The following is a 25,124-nucleotide window of genomic DNA, read 5'->3' as shown; positions in this document are numbered from 1 at the left end:
CAGACGAACCGTTGGCTTTGGCGGTAACCGTCAGGGTGGCCGCAGTGGTGCTGGTGGCGGTCAGTGAGGCGGTGCCGTCGCTGCCGGTGGTGACGCTGGCGGCGGAGAGGGTCAGTCCTTCCGCGGCGCTCAGGGCAACCACCTGATCGGCCACCGGATTACCGTTGCCATCCACCACGGTAACCTGCAGGGCGTTAGCAGCCTTACCGTCGGCGGTGGCGTTGTCGGTGGTGACGGTCAGCGCACTGATTACCGCGGTGCTGCGGTCGGCGACAAAGGTGATCTCCGCGCTGGCAGACGAACCGTTGGCTTTGGCGGTAACCGTCAGGGTGGCCGCGGTGGTGCTGGTGGCGGTCAGTGAGGCGGTGCCGTCGCTGCCGGTGGTGACGCTGGCGGCGGAGAGGGTCAGTCCTTCCGGGGCGCTCAGGGCAACCACCTGATCGGCCACCGGATTACCGTTGCCATCCACCACGGTAACCTGCAGGGCGTTAGCAGCCTTACCGTCGGCGGTGGCGTTGTCGGTGGTGACGGTCAGTGAGCCGATCACGGCGGTGCTGCGGTCGGCGACAAAGGTGATTGTCGTACTGGTTGTCGAATCGTTAACTGTGGCTTTCAACACCGAATTACCTGCACGGCGGCTGGTAACTGTTATGCTGATCTGCCCGTTGTTGTCCGTTGTTGCTTTCGGGGAAGATAGCTGGGCCTGATTATCGGCACTAAAGGTCACCGTCATGCCGCTGACAAGGTTATTTTGCGCATCCTTAACTACGGCGGTCAATACCGATTGTGTCTTGCCGTCAGCGGTGAGATTGCTTGCTGGTGTTGCTTCCAGTGAAGTAACCGTTGCGGTGCTGCGGTCGGCGACAAAGGTGACGTCGGCGGTGGCGGTGGAGCCGTTGGCGGTGGCGGTAACCGTCAGGGTGGCCGCGGTGTTGCTGGTGGCGGTGAGGGTGGCGGTGCCGTCGCTGCCGGTGGTCACGCTGCCGGCAGACAGAAGCAAATCCGCTGCCGCAGTCAGGGATACGGCCTGATTTGCTACCAGGTTTTCGTTGGCATCCGTGACCGTAACAGCCAGGCTTGCTGTGTCAGTGCCGTTGGCGACGACATTATTTTTCGTGACTTCCAGCGATTTAATTTTAGCGGTGCTGATGTCGGCAATAAAATGAATGTTTTTACTGTCGCTGTTACCGTTATCCATTGTTGCCAGTAACGTGTAGTTTCCTGCAGTGACCGTGCTTAACCGGATCGTTGCCTGTCCCTGGGTATCAGATTGCAGAGTAATTTTGCAGGTGGATGAGCCGTTAATGATACAGCGCTTTCCGGGGCCTGAAAGCGAGAAGGTGATCGCCATGTTACTTAGCGGTGCGCCGTTTTTATCGGTCAATAATGCAGTTGCTGTTGCTTCATTACTCCCATTAGCAATGATATCGCCAATGGAGTTCATAGTTAAACCCACGGTGTTACTGGAACGGATAACCTGAAGCAATGTCTCCGCCTCATCAGAATCGTTGCCATGTGTGTCGGTGGCAATCGCGGTGAGCCGCCAGACATTCTCACTGTCATTCAGATAGGCGGGGATCGTCACGGCAACGGCAGTCGCTGAAATTGGTGAGAGACTTCCTCCTGCAGCGAGTAATTCCGGTGCTTTAAAGCTTATGTTTTTAAGACCGTATTTTGCGGTAACAGAACTTTCGATTATGACGGTTGAAGCGGCTTCAACCGTCAGCGTGGCTGGAAGGGAGAGAGAAATAAGATTTTGTTTACGGTATTGCATCACGATATTGTAATTACGATCGACAAAATCGTACCGACTTCCTGCAAGGCTTCGCATAACACCGACCGAGCGACTGTCAGTTTGCTCATTCCAGGAAAGACCCGTGCGGTAATTCAGTGAAAGGGCAGCCCAGGTTTCAGAGACACTGCCGTTCCTGTGTCCAACACTCAGCGTGAGTAACGGTAAAGGCGTGTAGTTCAGACCTGTTGTCAGCGCATGGGGAGAATCTTTGAGTGCCGATACGCCGGACGAGTTACCAGCTATGACGCCTTTGCCAAAATATTTCTCAAACTTCAGGGCCGCGCCAAGTTGAGGATAAAAAGGAATCCAGCTTTGCCAGTTAATATCATAGCCGTTTGCCGGTCGTTCATCATAATCTTCCATGGCACTCAGTGGAGACTGATGCCAGTTGGTCAGGCGAAAATAGCCGTTGGCAGCAAATTTAAGGTAATCATGCCAGCTTTCCAGACCAATACCGACACGAGAGTTGTTTCCGGTAATATCGTGATCCCAGAATCCGTTGATACCTAACATCCACTGGTCGTTAACAAAATGACGCCATCCGCTACCTAAGTTATAGGTTGTTCTTTCGTCATTTCGCCTGATCCCTGCCTGCCCAAACAGGACATTGTCAGCGTTTTCCCATAGTGGAAGCAACAGGTCCGTATTAACCGAACCGCTACTGCTAAACTCAAGCCGACTGTTGCTGGACTGTCCCAGCCAGTCACGGACAGCATTATTTGCCACTCCACTGGCAATGCCGGTAATCGTATTGATCCCTGCTTTAGTACGTTCATCGGATCCCATGATTTGCCACAGGCGTTTCAGACCATTAAGAGGAACGAGTGATGGCTCGGTATTTTCTTTTTTTTCGTTTTCTGCGGGCGGCAGGGCATCAGTCATTACGGATGCTACTGAACTATCTTCAGCTTTTTTTTCATTGGTAATATTATGTTTATCAAGGAAAAAGCCTTCAGGCTCCTTCACGATTTCCTGTTCTTTTTCCGGTGAGATCTTATCGTCAGTAGGGCCTGGCTTAATATTGTTTGCCGCTTCCCTGCTCAGTTCCGCCATGGTTTGTTCGAGATTACTGAGTGAATTTACTGAGGCGTAAACCGGCATGACGACTATTGTTATAAGATAATTAAATAGAATTAGGAATGTTATCGCTTTCGTGAATCTAAATTCGCGCATTTAATTTATCCATTTTAATGAAGACGTTACCGTACTGACGAATTTTTTGTGAATAACGGGAAGGGAATAAATAACACCTTAAATATTTAAGGTGTTTAAGTTTAATATTTTTAGATTGGCCGTCAGATCTTACTGACGGCCACCATTTTTTTTCTTATTTCAACAAAAGTCTGACTTTTGACCCGATCGCAAATCATGTTTAATTTATCGTTAAGCGTTAACGTAATTAATTCCCGGGGGTCGTGTTCCATCATTACTTCGTTTTCTTTGTAATAATTGTGTGAAGAGGTAATCTTGTCGAACTGCTCTCTGTACATTGTAAATGCTTGATAGTTCAAGCTTTTAAGTAGGTCAAAGTTATCAACACACTGCTTGCTTTCTGCTTTTTCCGTTTTTAACTTTTCATTAGTGGGTGATATATCTGCTTTTACCGAACTAGGTTTGTTTCCCGTAGCGCTACATGCTGCCAGCAGTGACGACATTATAAGTATGAGAACTTTTCTTTTTGCTATCATTTTTATTTCCACCTGTGGATCCATGTGTGTGGGCTGGGTTTGTTACACCTACCCGTTTTCAGTTGATACCTGAATGTTTTTGACAATATTTAGCTGCTGTTATTTGTAATCTTTCTATTGTAAGGCTGAGCGCTGAGATTGGAAGATGTTTGTACTGATTGGTCAGGGTGGAATGTACTCTGCAGGCTATTAGCAAGAGATTATTTAATATCCTTTATTTATCTAAAAAATATTAGATAATGGAGGTTTTTTTGGATGCATTAGGGTTAGTGCTGTCTGTGTAGTAGACTATCCTATCCAGAATAATTTTGTTTGTGGTTTAAAATAATGTTATTAAATAGTAAATTCTTGCCATGTCAGAAAATAACATTATGAATTTACTTATTTTATTACAGAATTCTTACGTTGTGAAGATGGAAATTAATCAGCTAATTCAGCCATAATGACGGCCGATCTGAATCTGCTGGCCTGCACTTTTCAGGTGGTGGATAATGCCTTTTGACTTTTCTGACCTGACTCAACCAGAGCCTCATGATCTCAATGACTGCGAAAACTTCAACTTTACGTAAAAAAATTTTTTTATTGATCCTGGTTATTATCGCTACGCTGCTGATCTGGCGTTTCTGGCCTCATGGCCATACCGGGCCACAGGGCCCAGGGCGGCATCCCAACGGTGGAAGGGGGCCGGGCGGTCCGGGAGACATGATGATGTCAGATTCGACACCGGTACACGCCGGGACGGTAACCACCGCAGATGTCCCTGTCTATCTGACGGCGCTGGGTACGGTGAGCCCTAATGCCACCGTTACGGTCACCAGCCGGGTGGATGGCCAGCTGATGAAGGTTTATTTCACGGAAGGGCAGAAAGTGAAAGAAGGTCAGCTGCTGGCGCAAATCGATCCGCGTAGCTATGAGGCTACGCTGGCGCAGTATCAGGGCAGCCTGAATCAGAATCAGGCGCTGCTGAAAAGCGCTGAATTGACGCTGGCCCGCTACCGTAAATTATTTGCTCAGGATTCTTTATCCCGTCAGGATCTGGACAGCCAGATCGCCACCGTGGGGCAATACAGTGGGGCAATTAAGGCCGATCAGGCGCAGATCGCCGCTGCCAGACTGAACATCAACTTTGCCCGCATCACCTCGCCCATTTCCGGCCGTGCCGGTCTGCGACTGGTGGATGCCGGAAATATGGTTAACTCCACCGATACCACCGGCATTGTGACTATCACCCAAACCCAGCCAGCTGCGGTTACTTTCAGCGTGCCGCAGAGCAATATTCCCACTCTGGTCAGTGCGTTGCATAACGGACAAAGCCTGCCTGCCGCCGCGTTCGATCAGGATGGCAGTAAGCTACTGGCTTCCGGCAAGGTGCAGTTTATCAGCAACCAGATTGATACCAGCACCGGTTCGGTGGAACTGAAAGCGCTGTTTGATAACCAGGATGAGGCGCTTTACCCAAACCAGTTTGTTAATCTGCGACTGCAAACCGGCACGCTGAAACAGGCGACGGTTATCCCGGCCCAGGCGCTACAACTCAGCAGCGACGGCAGTTTTGTCTACGTCATCAACAAAGACCATACCGTAACCCGTAAAGCGGTGAAAACCGGCCCGGCACTGGGTGATACGCAGCAGGCGATCACCGAAGGCGTGAGCGCGGGTGAACAGGTGGTGACAGAAGGTATCGACCGCCTGAGTGATGGCGCAGAGGTGTCGGTTGTGACCACAGAACAGAGCCAGGCGGCCAGCGGGAGCGCGAAAGCGCAATGAATCCTTCACGCATTTTTATCGCGCGCCCGGTCGCCACTATTTTGCTGATGATCGGCGTGCTGATCTCCGGCATCTTTGCCTACCGCTACCTTTCCACCTCGGCACTGCCGCAGGTGGATTATCCCACAATCCAGGTGACCACGCTGTATCCGGGGGCCAGCCCGGACGTTATGGCATCATCGGTTACGGCACCGCTGGAACGTCAGCTTGGACAGATGTCTGGCCTGAGTCAGATGGCATCCAGCAGTGCCAGTGGCACATCGGTCATTACGCTGAAATTTTCCCTCGATCTGTCGCTGGATGTGGCTGAACAGGAAGTGCAGGCAGCCATAAATGCGGCAAATAATCTGCTGCCCAGCGATTTACCCAACCCGCCGACCTACAAAAAGGTCAACCCGGCGGATACGGCGGTGATTACCCTTGCTGCCACCTCTTCCACGCTGCCGTTGACCCGCGTACAGGATTTGGTGAACACCCGCATCGCGCTGAAACTGTCGCAGATTTCCGGCGTCGGCATGGTCACGCTGGCGGGCGGCCATCAGCCCGCTATCCGTATTCAGGTAGATCCCAAAGCGCTGGCCGCACGTGGGTTGACGCTTGAAGATATCAATACGCTGGTCAGCAATAGTAATGTGAACGGTTCGAAAGGGGGATTTGATGGCAAGTACCATTCGGTCACCATTGATGCCAACGATCAGCTGCGTACTGCCGAAGAGTACGGCAATCTGATCCTGACTTACAAAAACGGTGCGGCGCTTCGGCTGCATGATATTGCCCATATTGAGCAGGCACCGGAAAACACCTGGCAGTCGGCGTGGGCCAATCGCAGTCCGGCGATTATCATCAGCGTGCAGCGTCAGCCCGGTGCGAATGTCATTTCCGTGGTGGACGGTATCAAGGCACAGTTGCCCACGCTCCAGGCGGCGCTGCCGGATGGCGTAAAAGTGCAGATCCTGTCTGACCGCACCCAGACCATTCGTTCGTCGATCAGCGATGTGCAGTTTGAGCTGATGCTGTCGATTGCGCTGGTGGTGATGGTGACTTTCCTGTTTTTGCGTAATATCGCCGCCACCCTGATCCCAAGCGTTGCCGTGCCGTTGTCGCTGGTAGGCACCTTTGGGGTAATGTATCTGGCGGGGTTCAGTCTGAATAATCTGTCACTGATGGCGCTGACCATCGCCACCGGATTTGTGATTGACGATGCTATCGTGGTGGTGGAGAACATCTCCCGGCGGCTTGAACAGGGTGAAACGCCAATGGAGGCCGCGCTGAAAGGCTCGGCACAGATTGGCTTCACCATTATCTCGCTGACCTTTTCACTGATTGCCGTGCTGATCCCGCTGCTGTTTATGGGCGATGTGGTGGGCCGCCTGTTCCGTGAGTTTGCCATCACTCTGGCGGTATCGATTCTGGTTTCCATGCTGGTGTCGTTGACGCTCACGCCCATGCTCTGCGCTTATCTGCTGCGCCATATCCCGGAAGAACGTCAAAGCCGATTTTATCGTAAAGGCGGCCAGTTCTTCGACAGGCTGGTCGCTGGCTATGACCGTTTACTGACCGTTGTGCTCAACCATCAGCCATTAACCCTGCTGGTGGCGCTGGCAACTCTGGTGCTCACCGCGGTGCTGTATCTGGTGATACCCAAAGGTTTTTTCCCAACGCAGGATACCGGGCTGATCCAGGGGGTGACCATCGCGTCGCAGGACGTTTCGTTTGGCGAAATGGCGAAGCGTCAGCAGCAGCTGGCTGAGATCGTGTTGCGGGATCCGGCCGTGGAAAGTCTTTCATCAACCATTGGTATCGATGGTACCAACACCAGTCTTAACAGTGGTCGCCTGCAAATTAATCTTAAACCCTTTGATCAGCGCGACAGGCGTGCTGACAAGGTTATTACCGCGTTGCAAGAGGCAACGAAAAATGTGCCGGGTATTCAGCTGCATATGCAGGCGGCTCAGGATTTAACGGTGAACGACCAGGTGACGCCGGACCAGTATCAGTTTTCGCTCGACGATGCCGACAGTGAAAAGCTGGCCAGCTGGTCGCCGCAGCTGGTCGCGGCGCTGCAAAAGCGCCCGGAGTTCAGCTCGGTGGTCAGCAATCTTCAGGATCAGGGGCAGGTGGCTTATGTCGAGCTGAACCGCGATGCCGCGGCCCGTTTCGGTATCACCGCCTCGGATGTGGATACCGCGTTGTACAACGCGTTTGGCCAGCGCCTGATCTCCACCATTTTTACTCAGGCAAATCAGTACCGGGTAGTGCTGGAAGTGGCGCCGAAATTTCAGCAGTCGCCAGCCTCGTTTGATGATATCTGGCTGGCGGCGTCATCAACATCGTCCGACAGCACAGCGTCCTCTTCCACATCATCGACGTCATCTGCCTCAGGTAGCACAACCACAGATACCGGCAGTACCTCCACCAGCAGCACCGGCATGGTGAGACTGACTTCTGTTGCCACCATCCACCAGCGGATCGGTTCGCTGGTGCATATGCGCCTGAACCAGTTCCCGGCGGTTACTCTCTCTTTCAACCTCAGTGATGGCTATTCACTGGAAGATGCGCAAAAAGCCATAGCCGACGTCCGACAAGGTCTTGATATGCCTTCCAGCATCACCTTGCGCTATCAGGGGGAAACCGAGGCGTTTCAGAGTGCCACCAGCAACACGCTGTGGCTTATCCTCGCGGCGTTAATGACCATGTACGTGGTACTGGGCATACTGTACGAAAGCTTTATTCATCCGGTCACTATTCTGTCGACGCTGCCGTCGGCGGCAGTAGGGGCACTGCTGACCCTGCTACTGGCAGGCAGCGAATTCAGTCTGATTGCGCTGATAGGGGTGATCCTGCTGATTGGCATCGTCAAAAAGAACGCGATTATGATGATCGATTTTGCGTTGGAAGCGGAAAAAACGCAGCGTCTTAGTCCCAGAGAGGCGATACATCAGGCCTGCCTGCTGCGTTTCCGGCCGATTCTGATGACCACCATGGCGGCGCTGCTTGGCGCGCTGCCGCTGATGCTGGCATCCGGTTCCGGTGCGGAACTGCGTCAGCCGCTGGGGCTGGTAATTGTAGGCGGACTGATCTTCAGTCAGGTACTGACGCTGTTCTCGACGCCGGTTATCTATCTGTGGTTTGACCGTCTGGCGGAACGCGGGCGTCGCCGGATACGCAGGGCGCGCGGATGAATATCAGCCGTCTGTTTATCTTCCGGCCTGTCGCCACGCTATTGCTGACGCTGGCCCTGTTGCTGCTGGGGGCGCTTGGCTACCGTTTGTTGCCCGTTGCCCCGCTGCCACAGGTGGATTTTCCTACCATTATGGTCAGCGCCAGTCTGGCTGGCGCCAGCCCGGAAACCATGGCGGCGACGGTCGCGACGCCGCTGGAACGATCGCTGGGGCAGATTGCCGGCATCACCGAAATGACCTCCAGCAGCTCGCAGGGATCGAGCACCATTATTTTGCAGTTCGATCTCAGTCGTGACATTAACGGTGCAGCGCGAGACGTACAGGCGGCGATCAACGCGGCCCGCAGCCTGTTGCCAAGCAGCATGGCGTCACTGCCGACCTACCGCAAAGCGAATCCGGCCGATGCGCCGATCGTGATGCTGGCGCTGACGTCCAAAACGCGCTCGAAGGGCTATCTGTACGATCTGGCCGAGAGCAAAATTGACCAAAAAATCGCTCAGGTCAAAGGGGTGGGGGACGTTTCGCTGATGGGCAGCGCCTTACCGGCGGTAAGAATCGACCTGCAACCGCAAATGCTGACCCATTTTGGTGTCTCGCTGGACAAAGTGCGTGAAGCGATTGCCAACAGCACCACCAATCTGCCTAAAGGGATTTTACAGGGCAGTAAGCAATCGTGGGTGGTGGACAGTAATGGTCAGCTGGATCAGGCCAGCCAGTACCGCAACCTGATAGTAAGCTATCAGGACGGTAAAGCCATTCGTCTCAGTGATGTGGCGACGGTGTATGACTCAGTGGAGGACAAATACAACGTTGGTTACTACAACGGAATGCCGGCGGTGATGCTGGGCGTAACCCGGCAGGCCGGCGCCAATATGCTGCAAACCATTGATGCGGTTAAAGCACAGCTACCGGAGCTGGCAAAGGATCTCCCCGCTGATGTCAAATTGCAGATTGTGGTGGACCGTTCCCCCACCGTGCGCGCTTCGCTGTATGACACCGAAGAAACCCTGCTGATCGCCATGATACTGGTGATTGGCGTGGTGTTTGTTTTCCTGCGTAATTTACAGGCGGTGATCATCCCCGCGTTGGCGCTGCCGGTCTCGTTGATTGGCACCTGTGCGGTGATGTATCTGCTGGACTATAGCCTGGATAACCTGTCGCTGATGGCGCTGATTATTGCCACCGGTTTTGTGGTGGATGACGCCATTGTGGTGTTGGAGAACATTACCCGCTACATCGAAGAGGGACTGAGTCCTCTGCGGGCTTCACTGAAGGGAGCACAGGAAGTCAGCTTTACCGTACTGTCGATGACGTTGTCGCTGGTGGCGGTGTTCATTCCCATCCTGCTAATGGGCAGTATTGTTGGACGCCTGTTTCGCGAATTTGCCATTACGCTGACCGTATCGCTGGTTATCTCAATGCTGGTTTCCCTCAGTCTGACGCCGATGCTGTGTGCCAGGCTGCTGAAGCCCAGACCAAAAGTGACCGTGCGTCCACATCCTTTGTATCAGTGGATTGAGAATGGATTGAACCGGCTGTTGGCCGCCTATGCGAAAGGGCTGAACTGGGTGTTGCGTCATCAGCGGTTAACGCTGTTGACGCTGGTGCTAACGGTTATCCTGAACGTGTTCCTCTATTCGGTAGTGCAAAAAGGTTTTTTCCCCAATCAGGATACCGGCCTGTTGATGGGCGCGTTGCGGGCCGATCAAAATATCTCCTTCCAGGCAATGGAGCCGAAGCTTAAGCAGTTTGCCCGGATTATCCAGCAGGACCCGGCGGTGGATGGGGTGATGGCCTCTATGGGCAGCGGTATGTTTGGCTCGCGCAACAGCGCCAATTTCTTTGTGCATCTGAAAGATTTTGACAAGCGTGACGCCACGGCGACAGAAGTGGCCAACCGGTTGAGCGGCAAAACGGAAAACATCCCCGGCGTGGAGCTGTTCATGATGGCGGCGCAGGATATTCGCATGGGGGGCCGTAGCGCCAACGCCAGCTATCAGTACAGTCTCCAGGCCGACGACCTCGACACATTGCGCATCTGGACGCCGAAAGTAAAAGCGGCGCTGGAAGCCATTCCGCAACTGACCAGCGTTGACTCAGATTCTCAGACGGGCGGTCAGGAGGTGATGATCAATATTGATCGTGACCGCGCCACACGGCTTGGTGTTAACGTCAGTATGCTGGATACGATGCTGAATAACGCTTTCGCCCAGCGTCAGGTGGCCACGGTGTATAAAACGCTCAATCAGTATCATGTGGTGATGTCGTTGCAGGATGCCTACACCCGTGACCCTGAGATGTTGAATAAGCTGTTTGTGGTGAATGATTCCGGCGACCAAATCCCACTTTCGGCGTTTGCGTCGTTTAGCGGCGGTAACGCGCCGCTGTCGGTCGCCCACCAGGGGCAGTCTGCTACCAGTACCATCGCCTTCAATCTGGCCGATGGTGTCTCACTGGAACAGGCCACGGCGTTGATCAAAACCGCCATGGCAAAAATTGCGCTGCCCGATACCATCCAGGCCGGATTCCAGGGAACTGCCAAAGCCTATGCGGCGTTGGCGGCGTCAATGCCGTGGTTGATCCTGGCGGCGTTGGCGGCGGTCTATATCGTGCTGGGGATGCTGTATGAAAGTTATATCCATCCGCTGACTATTCTCTCCACGCTGCCTTCGGCGGGCGTCGGCGCACTGCTGTTGCTGTTGCTGACCGATACGCAACTGACGGTTATCGCGCTGATCGGCATTTTACTTTTGATCGGTATCGTCAAGAAAAATGCCATTATGATGATCGACTTTGCGCTGGCCGCAGAACGTCAGCAGGGAATGACGCCACAGCAGGCGATTACCCAGGCCTGTCTGATGCGTTTCCGGCCGATTATGATGACCACGCTGGCCGCGTTCTTCGGTGCGCTGCCGCTGGCGCTGGGCAGCGGTGGCGATGCTGATTTGCGCAGCCCGCTGGGGCTGGCGATTGCCGGTGGTCTGGCGTTGAGCCAGCTGTTAACTTTGTTCACCACTCCGGTGGTTTACCTTTACCTTGATCGCGCCAGCCGTGCCACCAGACGGCAGTGGGCCAGATTGCGTAGCCATTAAACGATGATGAAAACAACGAACAAACTCACTCCTGTTTTACTGGCGCTGTTGTTAAGCGGTTGCGCCGTCGGCCCCGATTATCAGCGCCCAACCGCCAGCGTCCCTGCTCAGTACAAAGAGGCCAAAGGCTGGCGTCAGGCACAGCCGCAGGACGGTCAGAATAAAGGCGAGTGGTGGGCGGTTTACCATGACCACACGCTTTCCTCATTACTGCGTCAGGTGGCGGTGTCTAACCAGAACGTTGCGCAGTATGAAGCACAATATCGCCAGGCAAAGGCGCTGGTGGGGGAGTCGCGCTCCGATCTGTTCCCCAGCGCTACCTGGAGTGGCTCCTCAACACGCAGTGGTACAACGGCCAGTACTGCCAGCGGGCAACGTACCACCAGTAACAGTCATTCGTTGCAGGCCAGTGCCAGCTGGGAGCTGGATTTATGGGGCAAGCTCCGACGTACCCTCGAAGAGAACAACGCCAGCGCGCAGGCCAGCGCGGCCGAGCTGGCCAATATTACCCTGAGTGCGCAGTCTGAACTGGCGCAGGACTATTTCCAGCTGCGGATTATGGATCAGCAAATTGCGCTGTATCAGCAGAGTGTGGATGCCTATCAGCGTTATCTGAACGTCATCAACAACAAATATCAGGCGGGCAGCGAATCCCGCGCTACCCTGGCACAGGCGCAGGCGCAGCTGGAGAGCGCCCGTGCATCGGCGCTGGATTTGAGCTGGCAGCGAGCGCAAACCGAACATGCTATTGCCATGCTGATTGGCAAAACCCCGGCAGAGTTCAGTCTGCCAGCGGCGAAGCTTGACGCTACGCTGCCCGCGATCCCGCAGTCGGTGCCGTCTGAACTGCTGCAACGCCGACCGGATATCGCCTATGCGGAGCGTAATGTTGCCGCCGCCAATGCGGCAGTTGGCGTGGCTATCGCCGGGTATTTTCCCGACCTTACGCTAAGTGCTTCCGGGGGTTATACCAGCTCGTCGTTCCATAACCTTCTCTCTCTGCCTAATCGCGTCTGGTCGCTGGGACCGGAGCTGAGCGGTACGCTTCTGGATTTTGGCGCAACCTCCTCCAAAGTGGCTCAGGCCAGGGCCAGTTATGATGCGGATGTGGCCAGCTATCGGCAGGCGGTACTGACCGGCTTCCAGGAAGTGGAAAACTATCTGGTTGAGCTACACACCCTGCAGGAGGAGATGCTGGCGCAGCAGCGGGCGACTGACGCAGCGAAAGAGTCTGCCCGCGTCACTTACAATCAGTACCAGGCGGGCATGATTGATTATCTCGACGTGGCGACAACCGAAAACACCAGCCTCAGTGCGCAGCAGAGCCTGTTGTCGTTACAAAGTACGCAATGGGTAGCCAGCGTCCAGTTGATCGCCGCGCTGGGCGGCGGCTGGCAGGGGGAAAACCTGCCGAAGTAACCTGGTTTAATACCTGAATCAGCGTCAGCCAGCGCAGGAAGGCCTGTCAACAGAAGATTACGCTGCGTGACACGCCGCCAGTTTTTGTCCCGCACTGGCGGCGAACGTTACATTTTTCGTTGCCGTGCATTGAGTTATCCCCTGCTATCCTGCATCGTTATAGCCAACTTTTTTAAGCTCATGGAGTTGGCATGCTTTTTTCTTTTCTTCGTCTGTTGTTCAGACTCTGTTTTCGCACCCACCTGAACGGTGACCTGTCGGGTTTATCAAAAGAAAAAGTCCTGATCGTCCCCAATCATATGTCTTTTCTCGACGGTATCTTACTGGCGGTTTTCCTGCCGGTGAAACCGGTTTTTGCCGTGTATTCTTCGGTCAGCAGGCAGTGGTATATGCGTTGCCTGAGCAAGCTGATTGACTTTGTTCCCCTCGATCCGACCAGACCGATGTCGGTGAAATATCTTGTAAAGATGATCGGGCAGGGACGTCCGGTGGTGATTTTCCCTGAAGGGCGAATCACCGTGACCGGGGCGCTGATGAAAATATACGATGGTGCGGGGTTTGTGGCGGCCAAATCGCAGGCGACGGTTATCCCTCTGAGAATTGAGGGCGCGGAGTTTTCACTCTTTGGCCGACTTGCCGGCGTGTGTAAACGTCGTCTGTTTCCCCGTATCACCCTGACGGTGCTGCCAGCCACCACGCTGCCGATGCCGGAAGCGAACAGCGCGCGCGAACGGCGCAAACTGGCGGGAGAACACCTGCATCATATTATGATGGAAGCCCGCATGGCAGTACGTCCGCGCGAGACGCTGTATCAGGCGTTTCTGGCTGCACGCACGCGCTATGGCTGGTTCAAACCCTGCATAGAGGATGTCAGTTTTGCCGTGGACAGCTACAGCGGATTACTGAAAAAATCCCTTGGCGTGGGGCGCATTCTGGAACGTTACACGGCCCCCGGTGAGTATATTGGTTTACTGCTGCCCAATGCCACGGTGACGGCGGCGGCGATTCTGGGCGCATCAATGCGCGGACGCATCCCTGCGATGCTGAACTATACGGCCGGCGTGAATGGCATCAGCAGTGCGGCGATGGCGACCGGCCTGAAAACGGTTTTCACCTCACGGCAGTTCCTCGACAAAGGTAAGCTGTGGCACCTGCCGGAAGGGGTAAGCCAGGTAAAATGGGTTTTCCTTGAAGATCTGAAAGATACCGTCACGCTGGGTGATAAGCTGTGGGTGCTGAGCAGGCTGGCTTTTCCGCTGCAGGCCGCCGTTGCGCAGCAGCCGGAAGAGGCGGCGATGGTGCTGTTTACCTCGGGTTCAGAAGGCCATCCAAAAGGGGTGGTGCATTCGCATAAAAGCCTGTTGGCAAACGTCGAACAGATCCGCACGGTGGCTGACTTTACTCCGCGCGATCGTTTTATGTCAGCCCTGCCACTGTTCCATGCCTTTGGTCTGACCGTAGGACTGTTCACCCCGCTGATGACCGGGGCGCAGGTGTTTCTCTATCCCAGCCCACTGCATTACCGCATTGTGCCTGAGCTGGTCTACGACCGGAGCTGTACGGTGCTGTTCGGCACCTCCACCTTTCTGGCTAACTACGCCCGCTATGCCAGTCCATACGATTTTTTCCGTTTGCGCTATGTGGTCGCGGGGGCGGAAAAACTTCAGGACGCCACCCGACAGGCCTGGATGGATCGGTTTGGTATTCGCATTCTGGAAGGCTACGGCGTAACGGAATGTGCGCCGGTGGTGGCAATTAATGTCCCGATGGCGGCAAAAAACAACACCGTTGGCCGTATCCTGCCGGGGATGGATTTCCGGCTGATCGCCGTGCCGGGCATAGAGCAGGGAGGGCGGCTGCAACTTTGTGGTCCCAATATCATGAAAGGCTACCTGCGTGTCGACAATCCTGGCGTACTGGAAGCGCCGGAGGCGGACAACGGTGAAGGCCGCAGTGACGCCGGGTGGTACGACACCGGCGATATTGTCAGCGTTGATACCCAGGGGTTTTGTCAGATCCAGGGGAGGGTAAAGCGTTTCGCAAAAATGGCCGGTGAAATGATCTCGCTGGAAACGGTGGAGAAGATTGCGCTGGAAGCGTCCCCGGAGAAACAACATGCTGCTGTCGTGAAGCCCGATGGTCAGCGCGGTGAAGCGCTGGTGCTGTTTACCACTGACGCGACACTGGCACGGGATGCTCTACAGCGGGCTGCCCGGAAGCTTGGCTGCCCGGAACTGGCCGTGCCGCGTGATATCCGTTTCCTGAAACAGTTGCCGTTGCTGGGCAGCGGCAAGCCCGATTTTGTCAAACTGAAAAGCATGGCTGAACAGCCGGAGAATCAGAACGATGCATAATGTTGTTAGCGGCGAGAGGCTGCTGTCACGGAGTATGATGGCGGTGGTCACCGCCCAGTTTCTCTCGGCCTTTGGCGACAATGCCCTGCTGTTCGCCACGCTTGCCGTATTGAAACAGCAGGTATGGCCGGACTGGAGCCAGCCGGTTTTGCAGATGGTGTTTGTGGCGACCTACATTATTCTGGCACCGTTTGTCGGACAGATTGCCGACAGCTTTGCCAAAGGTCGGGTAATGATGTTCGCCAATGGGCTGAAGTTGTTTGGGGCGCTGGTTATTTGCTTCGGCTTCAATCCGTTTCTTGGCTACGGTCTGGTGGGGGTGGGTGCGGCGGCTTACTCACCGGCGAAATATGGCATTCTGGGCGAGATTTCAGATGGCAACACCCTGGTGAAAGCCAATGGCCTGATGGAGTCTTCCACCATTGCCGCCATTCTGGCTGGCTCTGTTGCTGGTGGCTTACTGGCGGACTGGAATCTGCTGGCCGCGCTGGTGGTCTGTGTTATTTCCTATGGACTGGCGGTGATGGCCAATGTGCTGATCCCCTCGCTGGCAGCGGCGCGCCCTGGGCAAACATGGCATCCGTTACAGATGTCATCCAGTTTCTTTCGTGCCTGTGGCGTACTGTGGCGGGACGGTCAGACCCGCTTTTCGCTGATGGGCACCAGCCTGTTCTGGGGGGCCGGTGTGACGCTACGTTTTCTGCTGGTGCTGTGGGTGCCGGTGGCGCTGGGGATCGCTGACAACAAAACCCCTACGTTGCTGAATGCGATGGTCGCCATTGGCATCGTTATTGGCGCGGCTGCCGCTGCGAAGCTGGTGACGCTGAAAACCATTGGCCGCTGTATGCCTGCGGGAATGCTGATCGGTGTGGCGGTAGTCTGTTTCTCACTGCAACACACGGCGGCGGGTGCTTATGGTCTGTTGATTGCCATTGGCGCACTGGGAGGCTTTTTTGTGGTGCCGCTCAACGCGCTTTTACAGGTTCGTGGTAAAGAAAGCGTTGGCGCAGGCAATGCGATTGCGGTCCAGAACCTTGGTGAAAACACCGCGATGCTGTTCATGCTGGGACTTTATTCGCTGGCGATCAGGCTGGGCGCGACGGCGGTGGCCACCGGCATCGGTTTTGGCGCGTTATTCGCGCTTGCGATAGCGCTGCTGTGGGGCTGGCAGTGGAAAGCGAAACAAAAACCACGCTGACGGCGGGATTGCCCCTGTGCCTGATGATGGCGGTCGCGGACTGCGGTTTAACAAAGCCGGAGCGATGACTCCGGCTTTATTACTTACCGCCATACCACTTTATGGCGCAGGGAAAGTATGGCGTTGATGAATGGCCTCCAGCTTCTGCAAGACTTCCTCGTCGAGCGTCAGGTGGTAGCTGTCAATGTTGGTCTGTAACTGTTCCAGAGTGGTTGCTCCGAGCAGGGTGCTGGCGACAAAGGGTTGCTGGCGAACAAAGGCCAGCGCCATCTGTGAAGGATCAAGCCCGTGTTGCTTCGCCAGCGTGACGTATTCCGCAATCGCCAGTTGAGACTGCTCGCCACTGTAGCGGGTAAAACGGCTGAACAGCGTGTTACGTGCTCCAGCCGGTGTGGCACCATGCAGGTATTTACCGCTCAGCGTACCGAATGCCAGGCTGGAATAGGCCAGCAGCTCAACACCTTCAAACTGGCTGATTTCTGACAGCCCAACTTCAAAACTGCGGTTAAGCAGGCTGTACGGGTTCTGAATAGTGACGATGCGCGGCAGCTCATGTTTTTCCGCCAGTTGCAGATAGCGCATTACCCCCCACGGCGTTTCGTTCGATACGCCGATATAGCGGATTTTACCTGCCCGTACCTGCTCATTCAGGGCTTCCAGCGTCTCCAGCAGGGTGACGGGAACGCTGCTGTCGCTCCAGGTGTAATTCAGTTTGCCGAAGCAGTTGGTCTGGCGCTGTGGCCAGTGAAGCTGGTAAAGATCGAGGTAATCTGTGTTCAGGCGTTTCAGGCTGGCATCAAGTGCCTCACGGATATTCCTGCGATCCAGTGCCTGGCCTGGACGAATTGCAGCATCAGCGCCACGGGATGGTCCCGACACTTTAGAGGCGAGGATAATTTTTTCGCGGTTACCTCTGGCCTTCAGCCAGCTGCCGATATAGGTTTCGGTTAAGCCCTGCGTCTCTGGCCGGGGCGGCACCGGATACATTTCAGCGGTGTCTATAAGGTTAATACCGCAGCGAAGTGCCAAATCCAGCTGGGCATGGGCGTCGGCTTCGCTGTTTTGCTCACCAAACGTCATGGTGCCCAACCCCAGGCTACTGACTTCGAGCGTACTGTGGGGGATACGATGATAGTGCATTTGCCGACTTCCTTTTTTCATTATTAAAAAGTGTGAAAGCTGACAGCCAGCTTAAGAGCGACCAGATCCGACATTTGACTATAACCGTCGATGGCAGGAGGGGGAAGAGGGGATTTATCGGGAAATGCGTTCACGCCACCCGCACGACAGATACGGGTGGGGACAGAGCGGTTAACGTTCAACAATCGATGAAACTTCATCGCCGTTAATCTGTAAAACATGGCCGGTGTTGTCGGTATATTTTACCAGCCCCGTTTCTTTATCAATCTCAGGTTTGCCCTGGGTCATGATCATTTTGCCGTCTTTCGTTGCCATCACATAGTCACTGCTGCATCCGCTGACCAGCGTAACCAGCGTCAATGCAACCGCGCTAACTATCCACTTCATATACCACTCCCATTGCCTGCTATTTATTTGGTTATTGATAACGCATATAGCACCATTTGCTAATCGTAACACTCTGATAATAGGTGCCCGACAGTCGCCGGATTCACTTTTTTTCGTAAAGTGATATTACAAATCTAATCACCGGACAGCGTAAATCAGGCGTGATTTTTTTTATTTCGTAATAAATTCAGGCATTCAACTGCCATTGAGAAGAACATGGCGAAATAAATATAGCCTTTGGATATATGGAAATTGACGCCTTCGAGGATCAGGGTAAAGCCAACCAGAATAAGGAATGCCAGCGCCAGCATTTTGACCGACGGATGACGATCAACAAACTCACCAATACTGCGGGCGGCAAACATCATGATCAGCACGGCAATGACCACCGCGGCCATCATGATAAACAGATGGTCGGAAAGTCCTACCGCAGTGATCACCGAATCCAGACTGAAAATGATATCCAGCAGCATAATCTGCACGATTGCCCCGGCAAAAGAGTGGACATTGGTTTGCTTTTCACTCTCGCTACCTTCAATGGTTTCGTCTATTTCCTGAGTTGATTTCCACAGCAGAAACAGTCCTCCGCAAATCAGGATAAGGTCGCGGGCGGAGAAGCTGTGATCCATCAGGGTGAACAGTGGATTGGTCAGACGGACAACCCAGGCGATGGAAGCCAGCAGGCCAAGCCGCATCAGCATGGCACCAGCCAGCCCCAGTCGGCGTGCGATATTTTGTTGATGTTTAGGGAGTTTTGCCACAACCAGCGAGAGGAAAATAATATTATCAATACCAAGGACGACTTCCAGAATCGTCAACGTACCCAGTGCCAGCCAGGCATTAGGATCTGTAATCCACGCAAACATAGCAATATTGCATCCTAAACAGAAGTTAAACGAAGAGGATACTCAACCTGGGCAACAGAAGCTATATGTGCACCCTATTTCGCTGGCATCGGCCCGCACATTAATGCAGACAGGCTGGTTTCCACACTGCGCCTTGCGGCTCTCACCGACCATCACTCTGGCACTGAACACGGGTTTACAGCAGGAAATGGCGCGCGAGTAAAGGGCCAGTAAAGGTTTTTTTCAGATAGAAACCGCGCGGCAGGGTCATCACAGGCTGGCCGTTTTCGCCAATGCCTTCGGTCAGCGCTTTGCTGTTGGCAGCTTTGGGACGGATTTGCAACACTTCGCCATGCCGTGCCGTAATCCGCTCAACCTGGCCGAGCACAATCATATCCATCAGTTCTTCCCAGTCCTGACGAAGCTGTGCTTCCTCTTCCTGATTCGGGCTCCATAACAGTGGCGCACCCACCCGGCGTTCAGCCAGCGGTATGCTACGCTCACCCTCTACCGGTACCCACAGCACCCTGTCCAGCTTATGACGGACATGGCTGGTCTGCCATACCACGCCGCTATTACCGGTAAGTGGAGCCACGCAGACAAAGGTGGTTTCCAGGGGGCGTCCCAGCGCATCGACAGGAATGGTTTTCAGCTCCACGCCAATGCCGACAAAATCCTGCTCTGGCTTACTGCCCGCAGTGGCACCTAAATGGCGCTCCAGTAACATGCCGACCCAGCCCTTATCCCGACGCAGATCGCGGGGAACAGGAATATGTGCCCGTTGTGCCAGTTCTGCCAGCGTAAAGCCAGCCAGTTGTCGGGCGCGCTCCAGAAGTTGGGCTTCATTTTCCGGTGGAGGAACCGGAGGGAAATGTTGGCTCATGGATAATTCCCGGTTGCCGTATAAAAAAACGTCATATCACCTTCAGTGCTACCAAGGACATTGTGTACAAGCGGAATAATAGCATGATAAATCATGTTTTTTTGTTTTTACGGCGCGGCGTTTTTTTTACCCGCTGTCGGGTTATGCTCTGGTTACCAGCGACAATAAACAGGATCTTACCCCCTGTTATCCACAGAAAAGTGGGATAACTCATCTGCCGTGAGAATACTGTTTCGATTTACAGCCTTGACGTCAGCGATTTACACCGCTTTTACGCTTTTTTTGCTCATCATATCGGCATAACCTGTGGATAAAAATATTGATGTTCGATCTTTCGCCAACGCAGATTCAAATTAATGTGACAGCCACATGACAGCGATGAAAAATCATGAAAAGGTGATATTAACACTCTATTAAACATGGTGTTATTGAATTTCCCTTCCACTGTTTCTCTGACGTCTCAGAAAGTTTTCCCCACGGGTTAATTAAGTTCTGCACAAAGATATCCACAGAAAAGGTGAATAAAATCGTCTTGAAACGGCAATTTCTGTTCATAACCAGGCTGATTATCGTAAGTTATCCCATCTTCGCGGCGGGCAAAGCAGGTAAACCAGTGGTTTACCACCTGTAAGGAGTATGAAACAATCAGAACATCCTAGTTTTAGTTTGAGGTAGTCCAGTGATCGATGATGATGGCTACCGCCCGAATGTTGGTATCGTAATTTGTAACAGGCAGGGGCAGGTGGTGTGGGCCAGGCGGTATGGTCAGCACTCCTGGCAGTTTCCTCAGGGCGGGATTAATCCCGGGGAGACGGCGGAACAGGCGATGTATCGGGAACTTTTCGAGGAAGTCGGCTTGCACCGTAAAGATGTGCGTATTCTTGCCTCAACCCGCAACTGGTTACGCTATAAGTTGCCAAAACGTTTGGTGCGTTGGGACACAAAGCCGGTTTGTATTGGCCAGAAACAGAAGTGGTTTCTTCTGCAATTATTGTGCAATGACGCGGATATCAACATGCAAACCAGCAGCACGCCGGAATTTGATGGCTGGCGTTGGGTCAGCTTCTGGTACCCGGTAAGGCAGGTAGTTTCTTTTAAACGTGATGTTTATCGTCGCGTGATGAAGGAGTTTGCCGGTGTGGTCATGCCATTGCAGGAAAATGCCGGACAGCGAAATGCGTTTTACCGTCGAAAGCGAGGTTAAGCCAGAAAGATTATGCTGACACAGCTGCGCGAAATAGTCGAAAAAGTCGCCGGAGCCCCAAGGCTGAACGATGCACTTGATATTCTGGTTAACGAGATTTGCCTGGCGATGGAAACCGAAGTGTGCTCGGTTTATCTCGCTGACCACGATCGCCGCTGTTATTACCTGATGGCGACCAGAGGACTGAAAAAGCCGCGCGGTCGTACTGTTGCACTGGCCTTTGATGAGGGGATCGTCGGACTTGTCGGACGGCTGGCGGAGCCAATCAACCTTGCGGATGCGCAAGCTCACCCCAGTTTCAAATATGTTCCTTCGGTAAAAGAGGAGCGTTTCCGCTCTTTCCTGGGAGCCCCAATCATCAGCCGACGCCAGCTGCTCGGCGTGCTGGTGGTGCAGCAGCGTGAACATCGTCAGTTTGACGAAAGTGAAGAATCGTTTCTTGTCACGCTCGCCACCCAGATGGCGACCATCCTTTCCCAATCACAGCTCAATGCATTATTCGGTCAGTACCGGCAGACCCGTATCCGTGCGCTGGCGGCGGCGCCCGGCGTCGCGGTCGCCACGGGGTGGCTGGACAGCACGCAACCTTCGCTGGATAACGTTTTTGCTGCCTCCACGCTGGACACGGTACGTGAGCGTGAGAGGCTCTCGCTGGCGATGGATGAAGCAGCTGGTGAATTCCGTCGTTTCAGTAAGCGCTTCACTGCCAGTGTGCAAAAAGAGAGCGCGGCGATCTTCGATCTCTATTCTCACCTGTTAAGCGACAACCGCCTGAAAAAAGATCTTTACGCCAAAATCGACGCCGGGTCGGTGGCGGAGTGGGCGGTAAAGACGGTGATTGAAAAGTTTGCTGCACAGTTTGCCAGCCTTCAGGATAACTATTTACGTGAGCGCGCTGGCGACCTGCGCGTCCTTGGTCAGCGCCTGCTGTTCCACCTTGATGACAGTATGCAGAGCACCAACAGCTGGCCTGAGCAATTTGTGCTGGTGGCTGACGAACTGACCGCAACAACGCTGGCGGAGTTGCCGCATGATCGCCTGGTCGGCGTGGTGGTAAGAGACGGTGCGGCCAACTCGCACGCGGCGATTATGGTGCGGGCGATGGGTATCCCGACGGTGATGGGCGTGGATGCTCAACCTGAACTGCTGAATGGCCGCCTGCTGATTGTTGATGGATATCGCGGTGAGCTGCTGGTGGACCCGGAGCCAGTGCTGGTGCATGAATACCAGCGGCTAATCAGTGAAGAACACGAACTGAGCAAGCTGGCTGAAGATGTGGTTGAATGCCCGGCGGCGCTGAAAAGTGGCGAAGCGGTGAAGGTGATGCTCAATGCCGGGTTGAGTGCTGAGCATGAAAAAGCGCTGGGAAACAGGGTGGATGGGGTTGGCCTGTACCGCACAGAAATTCCGTTTATGCTACAAAATGGTTTTCCATCGGAAGAGGAGCAGGTGGCGCAATATCAGGGAATGTTGCAACTGTTTCTCGATAAGCCTGTCACCCTGAGAACGCTGGATATCGGTGCTGACAAGCAACTGCCTTATATGCCAATTAGCGAAGAAAACCCCTGTCTGGGCTGGCGTGGTATTCGCCTGACTCTGGATCAGCCAGAAATCTTCCTGGTACAGGTAAGGGCGATGCTGCGGGCTAATGTCGCCAGCAACAATCTCAGCATTCTGCTGCCAATGATTACCAGTATTGATGAAATCGACGAAGCCATTCGGTTAATCGATCGTGCCGCTCAGGAAGTGGAAGAGATGCTGGGTTACGCCATTCCCACACCGCGCATTGGGGTGATGATTGAAGTTCCGTCGATGATTTTTATGATTGGTCATCTGGTGGGACGGGCCGATTTTGTCTCTGTCGGCACCAACGATCTGACCCAGTATCTGTTGGCGGTGGACAGAAACAACACCCGCGTCGCCACGCTTTATGACAGTCTGCATCCGGCGATGCTCAGGGCGTTAAAAACCATAGCCGATGAGGTGAAGCGGGCCGGAATAGAATTGTGTGTCTGTGGCGAAATGGCAGGAGATCCGTCCTGTGTCCCGCTGTTAATTGGGCTGGGATATCACCATCTGAGTATGAATGGGCGCAATGTGGCGCGGGTGAAATATCTGCTGCACCATCTTGACTACGCGGACGCACAGAAGCTGGCAGAAGCAGGGCTAAAGGCACAGCTGGCGACAGAAGTGCGACAACAGGTGGCGGCGTTTATGGAACGCCGTGGACTGGGTGGCCTGATAAGAGGCGGTCGTTAGTACAGCTCGCGGTTGTCAGTAATCTTCGGAAATCTTAACCGGTTAATAAAGTTTACAGTTAAGCCAGGCCCGGACATTTCTGGCTGTGATATGATGCCCGCCTAATTTTCGCGCCCCGTGCGCACCGGATGACCTACTTTGCCTCCTGCGGTTCAGGAGCGATACTGAAAATGGTGAAAGATGACTAACGGATATCTGGCTTTCCCTCAATTTGATCCTGTGATTTTTTCTGTCGGGCCAGTTTCCCTGCACTGGTATGGCCTGATGTACCTGGTTGGTTTTCTTTTCGCTATGTGGCTGGCAGTGCGTCGCGCCAACAAGCCCGGTAGCGGCTGGAAAAAAGAAGAAGTTGAAAATCTGCTCTATGCGGGATTCCTCGGTGTATTCCTTGGTGGTCGTATTGGTTATGTGCTGTTCTACAACCTTCCGCTGTTCCTCGATAACCCGCTCTATCTGTTTAAAGTATGGGATGGAGGCATGTCGTTTCACGGTGGCCTGATCGGGGTGATCGTGGTAATGCTGTGGTTTGCCCGTCGCACCCGGCGAAATTTCTTTCAGGTGGCTGATTTTATCGCCCCGTTAATTCCGTTTGGCCTGGGTGCCGGTCGCCTGGGGAACTTTATTAACGGTGAACTGTGGGGGCGTGTTGCACCCGATCTGCCGTGGGCAATGCTGTTTCCGGGATCGCGTAGCGAGGATGTCGCGCTGGTGGCGACTCATCCTGAATGGCAGTCTCTGATCTCCACTTATGGCATATTGCCCCGTCATCCTTCCCAGGTCTATGAACTGCTGTTGGAAGGCGTGGTCCTGTTCATTATTCTGAACCTGTTTATCCGTAAAAGCCGCCCAATGGGTGCGGTTTCTGGCCTGTTCCTGATTGGCTATGGCCTGTTTCGTTTTATTGTGGAATTCTTCCGCCAGCCTGATGCGCAGCTGGGCCTGTTTGACAACAGTATCAGCATGGGACAGATCCTCTCCACGCCAATGATTTTTGCCGGTATGGTGATGATGATCTGGGCTTATCGCCGTCGTGGCGCACAGCAACTCAGTGAGGAAAAATGAAACAATACCTGGAATTAATGCAAAAAGTGCTCACTGAGGGCACGCCAAAAAATGATCGTACCGGAACGGGCACCCTGTCAATTTTTGGTCATCAGATGCGTTTCAACTTGCAGGAGGGGTTTCCGCTGGTAACCACCAAGAAATGCCATCTGCGGTCAATCATCCATGAGTTGTTATGGTTCCTTAACGGCGATACCAATATTGCTTACCTGCGTGATAACAAGGTGACCATCTGGGACGAATGGGCTGATGAGCAGGGCGATCTGGGGCCGGTTTATGGTAAGCAGTGGCGCAGCTGGGGTGCTGCCGATGGTCGTGAGATCGATCAGTTGAGCCAGGTAATGCAGCAGCTTAAAAGCGATCCTGACTCGCGTCGCATTATTGTCTCAGCGTGGAACGTGGGTGAACTGGATCGGATGGCACTGGCACCGTGCCATGCTTTTTTCCAGTTTTATGTCGCCGATGGCAAACTGTCCTGCCAGCTTTATCAACGCTCGTGCGATATTTTCCTGGGATTGCCGTTCAATATTGCCAGTTATGCGCTGCTGGTGCATATGATGGCACAGCAATGTGGGCTGGCGCCTGGGGATTTTGTCTGGACGGGCGGCGATACCCATCTTTACAACAATCATCTGGAACAGACCCGGTTGCAACTTACCCGCGAACCACGTGCGTTGCCAACCCTGACCATCAACCGCAAACCGGCTTCACTGTTTGACTACCGCTTCGACGATTTTGAGATTGAAGGGTACGATCCGCATCCTGCTATTAAGGCCCCGGTGGCCGTCTGAATCATGGCGGCGGCGAAGCCGCTGCCCTCGAAAAGCGGGTAAATCACGCCAGGACGCC

At 53.9% G+C, this 25,124-nt stretch carries 16 protein-coding genes; 10 read left to right on the top strand and 6 right to left on the bottom strand.

Features of this window, described 5'->3' with window-relative positions; genetic code table 11:
* Together EB241_RS02650 and EB241_RS21270 are read right to left on the bottom strand one after the other, a co-directional pair.
* The coding region (locus EB241_RS02650; RefSeq protein WP_199737292.1) for an Ig-like domain-containing protein at positions 1–2,848 on the bottom strand (2,848 nt) is incomplete at its 3' end.
* Positions 2,849–3,090: 242 nt separating this feature from the next.
* A complete protein-coding gene (locus tag EB241_RS21270; RefSeq protein ID WP_233592518.1) occupies positions 3,091–3,495 on the bottom strand; it encodes a hypothetical protein in 405 nt (134 codons plus the stop codon).
* 519 nt (positions 3,496–4,014) lie between these two features.
* Between EB241_RS21270 and EB241_RS02640 the strand changes: the two genes are divergently transcribed.
* The 6 genes from EB241_RS02640 (at position 4,015) to lplT (ending at position 16,495) form a co-directional block, all read left to right on the top strand.
* Complete coding sequence (locus EB241_RS02640; RefSeq protein WP_124231647.1) at positions 4,015–5,250, top strand: MdtA/MuxA family multidrug efflux RND transporter periplasmic adaptor subunit; 1,236 nt, start codon at positions 4,015–4,017, stop codon at positions 5,248–5,250.
* The gene (locus tag EB241_RS02635) at positions 5,247–8,432 is read left to right on the top strand and encodes an efflux RND transporter permease subunit (RefSeq protein WP_124231646.1); all 3,186 of its coding nucleotides are present in this window, start codon (positions 5,247–5,249) and stop codon (positions 8,430–8,432) included. The genes EB241_RS02640 and EB241_RS02635 overlap by 4 nt, the downstream gene beginning before the upstream one ends.
* A complete protein-coding gene (locus EB241_RS02630) occupies positions 8,429–11,524 on the top strand; it encodes a multidrug efflux RND transporter permease subunit (RefSeq protein WP_124231645.1) in 3,096 nt (1,031 codons plus the stop codon). Before EB241_RS02635 ends, EB241_RS02630 begins: the two co-directional genes overlap by 4 nt.
* Before the next feature lie 6 nt (positions 11,525–11,530).
* Complete coding sequence (locus EB241_RS02625; RefSeq protein WP_124231683.1) at positions 11,531–12,943, top strand: efflux transporter outer membrane subunit; 1,413 nt, start codon at positions 11,531–11,533, stop codon at positions 12,941–12,943.
* 191 nt (positions 12,944–13,134) lie between these two features.
* Positions 13,135–15,297, top strand: coding sequence for a bifunctional acyl-ACP--phospholipid O-acyltransferase/long-chain-fatty-acid--ACP ligase (gene aas / locus EB241_RS02620; protein WP_124231644.1), 2,163 nt, complete (start codon positions 13,135–13,137; stop codon positions 15,295–15,297).
* Positions 15,290–16,495, top strand: coding sequence for a lysophospholipid transporter LplT (gene lplT / locus EB241_RS02615; RefSeq protein WP_124231643.1), 1,206 nt, complete (start codon positions 15,290–15,292; stop codon positions 16,493–16,495). The genes aas and lplT overlap by 8 nt, the downstream gene beginning before the upstream one ends.
* 99 nt (positions 16,496–16,594) lie before the next feature.
* Here the strand turns inward: lplT and EB241_RS02610 are convergent, their stop codons facing one another.
* The 4 genes from EB241_RS02610 to mutH all read right to left on the bottom strand — a co-directional run bounded on the left by EB241_RS02610 (position 16,595) and on the right by mutH (position 19,750).
* On the bottom strand, positions 16,595–17,635 hold the full coding sequence (locus tag EB241_RS02610; RefSeq protein WP_124231642.1) for an NADP(H)-dependent aldo-keto reductase: 1,041 nt from the start codon (positions 17,633–17,635) through the stop codon (positions 16,595–16,597).
* Positions 17,636–17,806: 171 nt separating this feature from the next.
* Positions 17,807–18,022: a YgdI/YgdR family lipoprotein gene (locus EB241_RS02605; RefSeq protein ID WP_124231641.1), complete on the bottom strand. Its 216-nt coding sequence runs from the start codon at positions 18,020–18,022 to the stop codon at positions 17,807–17,809.
* Between the two features lie 155 nt (positions 18,023–18,177).
* A complete protein-coding gene (locus EB241_RS02600) occupies positions 18,178–18,888 on the bottom strand; it encodes a TerC family protein (protein ID WP_124231640.1) in 711 nt (236 codons plus the stop codon).
* Between the two features lie 175 nt (positions 18,889–19,063).
* On the bottom strand, positions 19,064–19,750 hold the full coding sequence (gene mutH, locus EB241_RS02595; protein WP_124231639.1) for a DNA mismatch repair endonuclease MutH: 687 nt from the start codon (positions 19,748–19,750) through the stop codon (positions 19,064–19,066).
* A 679-nt stretch (positions 19,751–20,429) separates the two neighbouring features.
* On the opposite strand from mutH, the gene rppH reads away from it, so the two are divergent.
* The 4 genes from rppH to thyA all read left to right on the top strand — a co-directional run bounded on the left by rppH (position 20,430) and on the right by thyA (position 25,066).
* Positions 20,430–20,954, top strand: coding sequence for an RNA pyrophosphohydrolase (gene rppH / locus EB241_RS02590; RefSeq protein ID WP_124231638.1), 525 nt, complete (start codon positions 20,430–20,432; stop codon positions 20,952–20,954).
* Between the two features lie 12 nt (positions 20,955–20,966).
* Positions 20,967–23,213 (top strand): phosphoenolpyruvate--protein phosphotransferase, encoded by a 2,247-nt coding sequence (gene ptsP, locus EB241_RS02585; RefSeq protein WP_124231637.1) that lies wholly within the window; start codon positions 20,967–20,969, stop codon positions 23,211–23,213.
* Between the two features lie 180 nt (positions 23,214–23,393).
* Positions 23,394–24,275: a prolipoprotein diacylglyceryl transferase gene (gene lgt / locus EB241_RS02580; protein WP_124231636.1), complete on the top strand. Its 882-nt coding sequence runs from the start codon at positions 23,394–23,396 to the stop codon at positions 24,273–24,275.
* A complete protein-coding gene (gene thyA, locus EB241_RS02575; RefSeq protein WP_124231635.1) occupies positions 24,272–25,066 on the top strand; it encodes a thymidylate synthase in 795 nt (264 codons plus the stop codon). The genes lgt and thyA overlap by 4 nt, the downstream gene beginning before the upstream one ends.
* The last annotated feature ends 58 nt before the right edge of the window (positions 25,067–25,124 follow it).

Origin of the sequence: Erwinia psidii, from assembly GCF_003846135.1 — a bacterium.
GTDB classification, from domain to species: Bacteria; Pseudomonadota; Gammaproteobacteria; order Enterobacterales; family Enterobacteriaceae; genus Erwinia; species Erwinia psidii.
The sequence above is the reverse complement of the archived record's forward strand: the minus strand, read 5'-3'. Positions and strand labels throughout refer to the sequence as shown.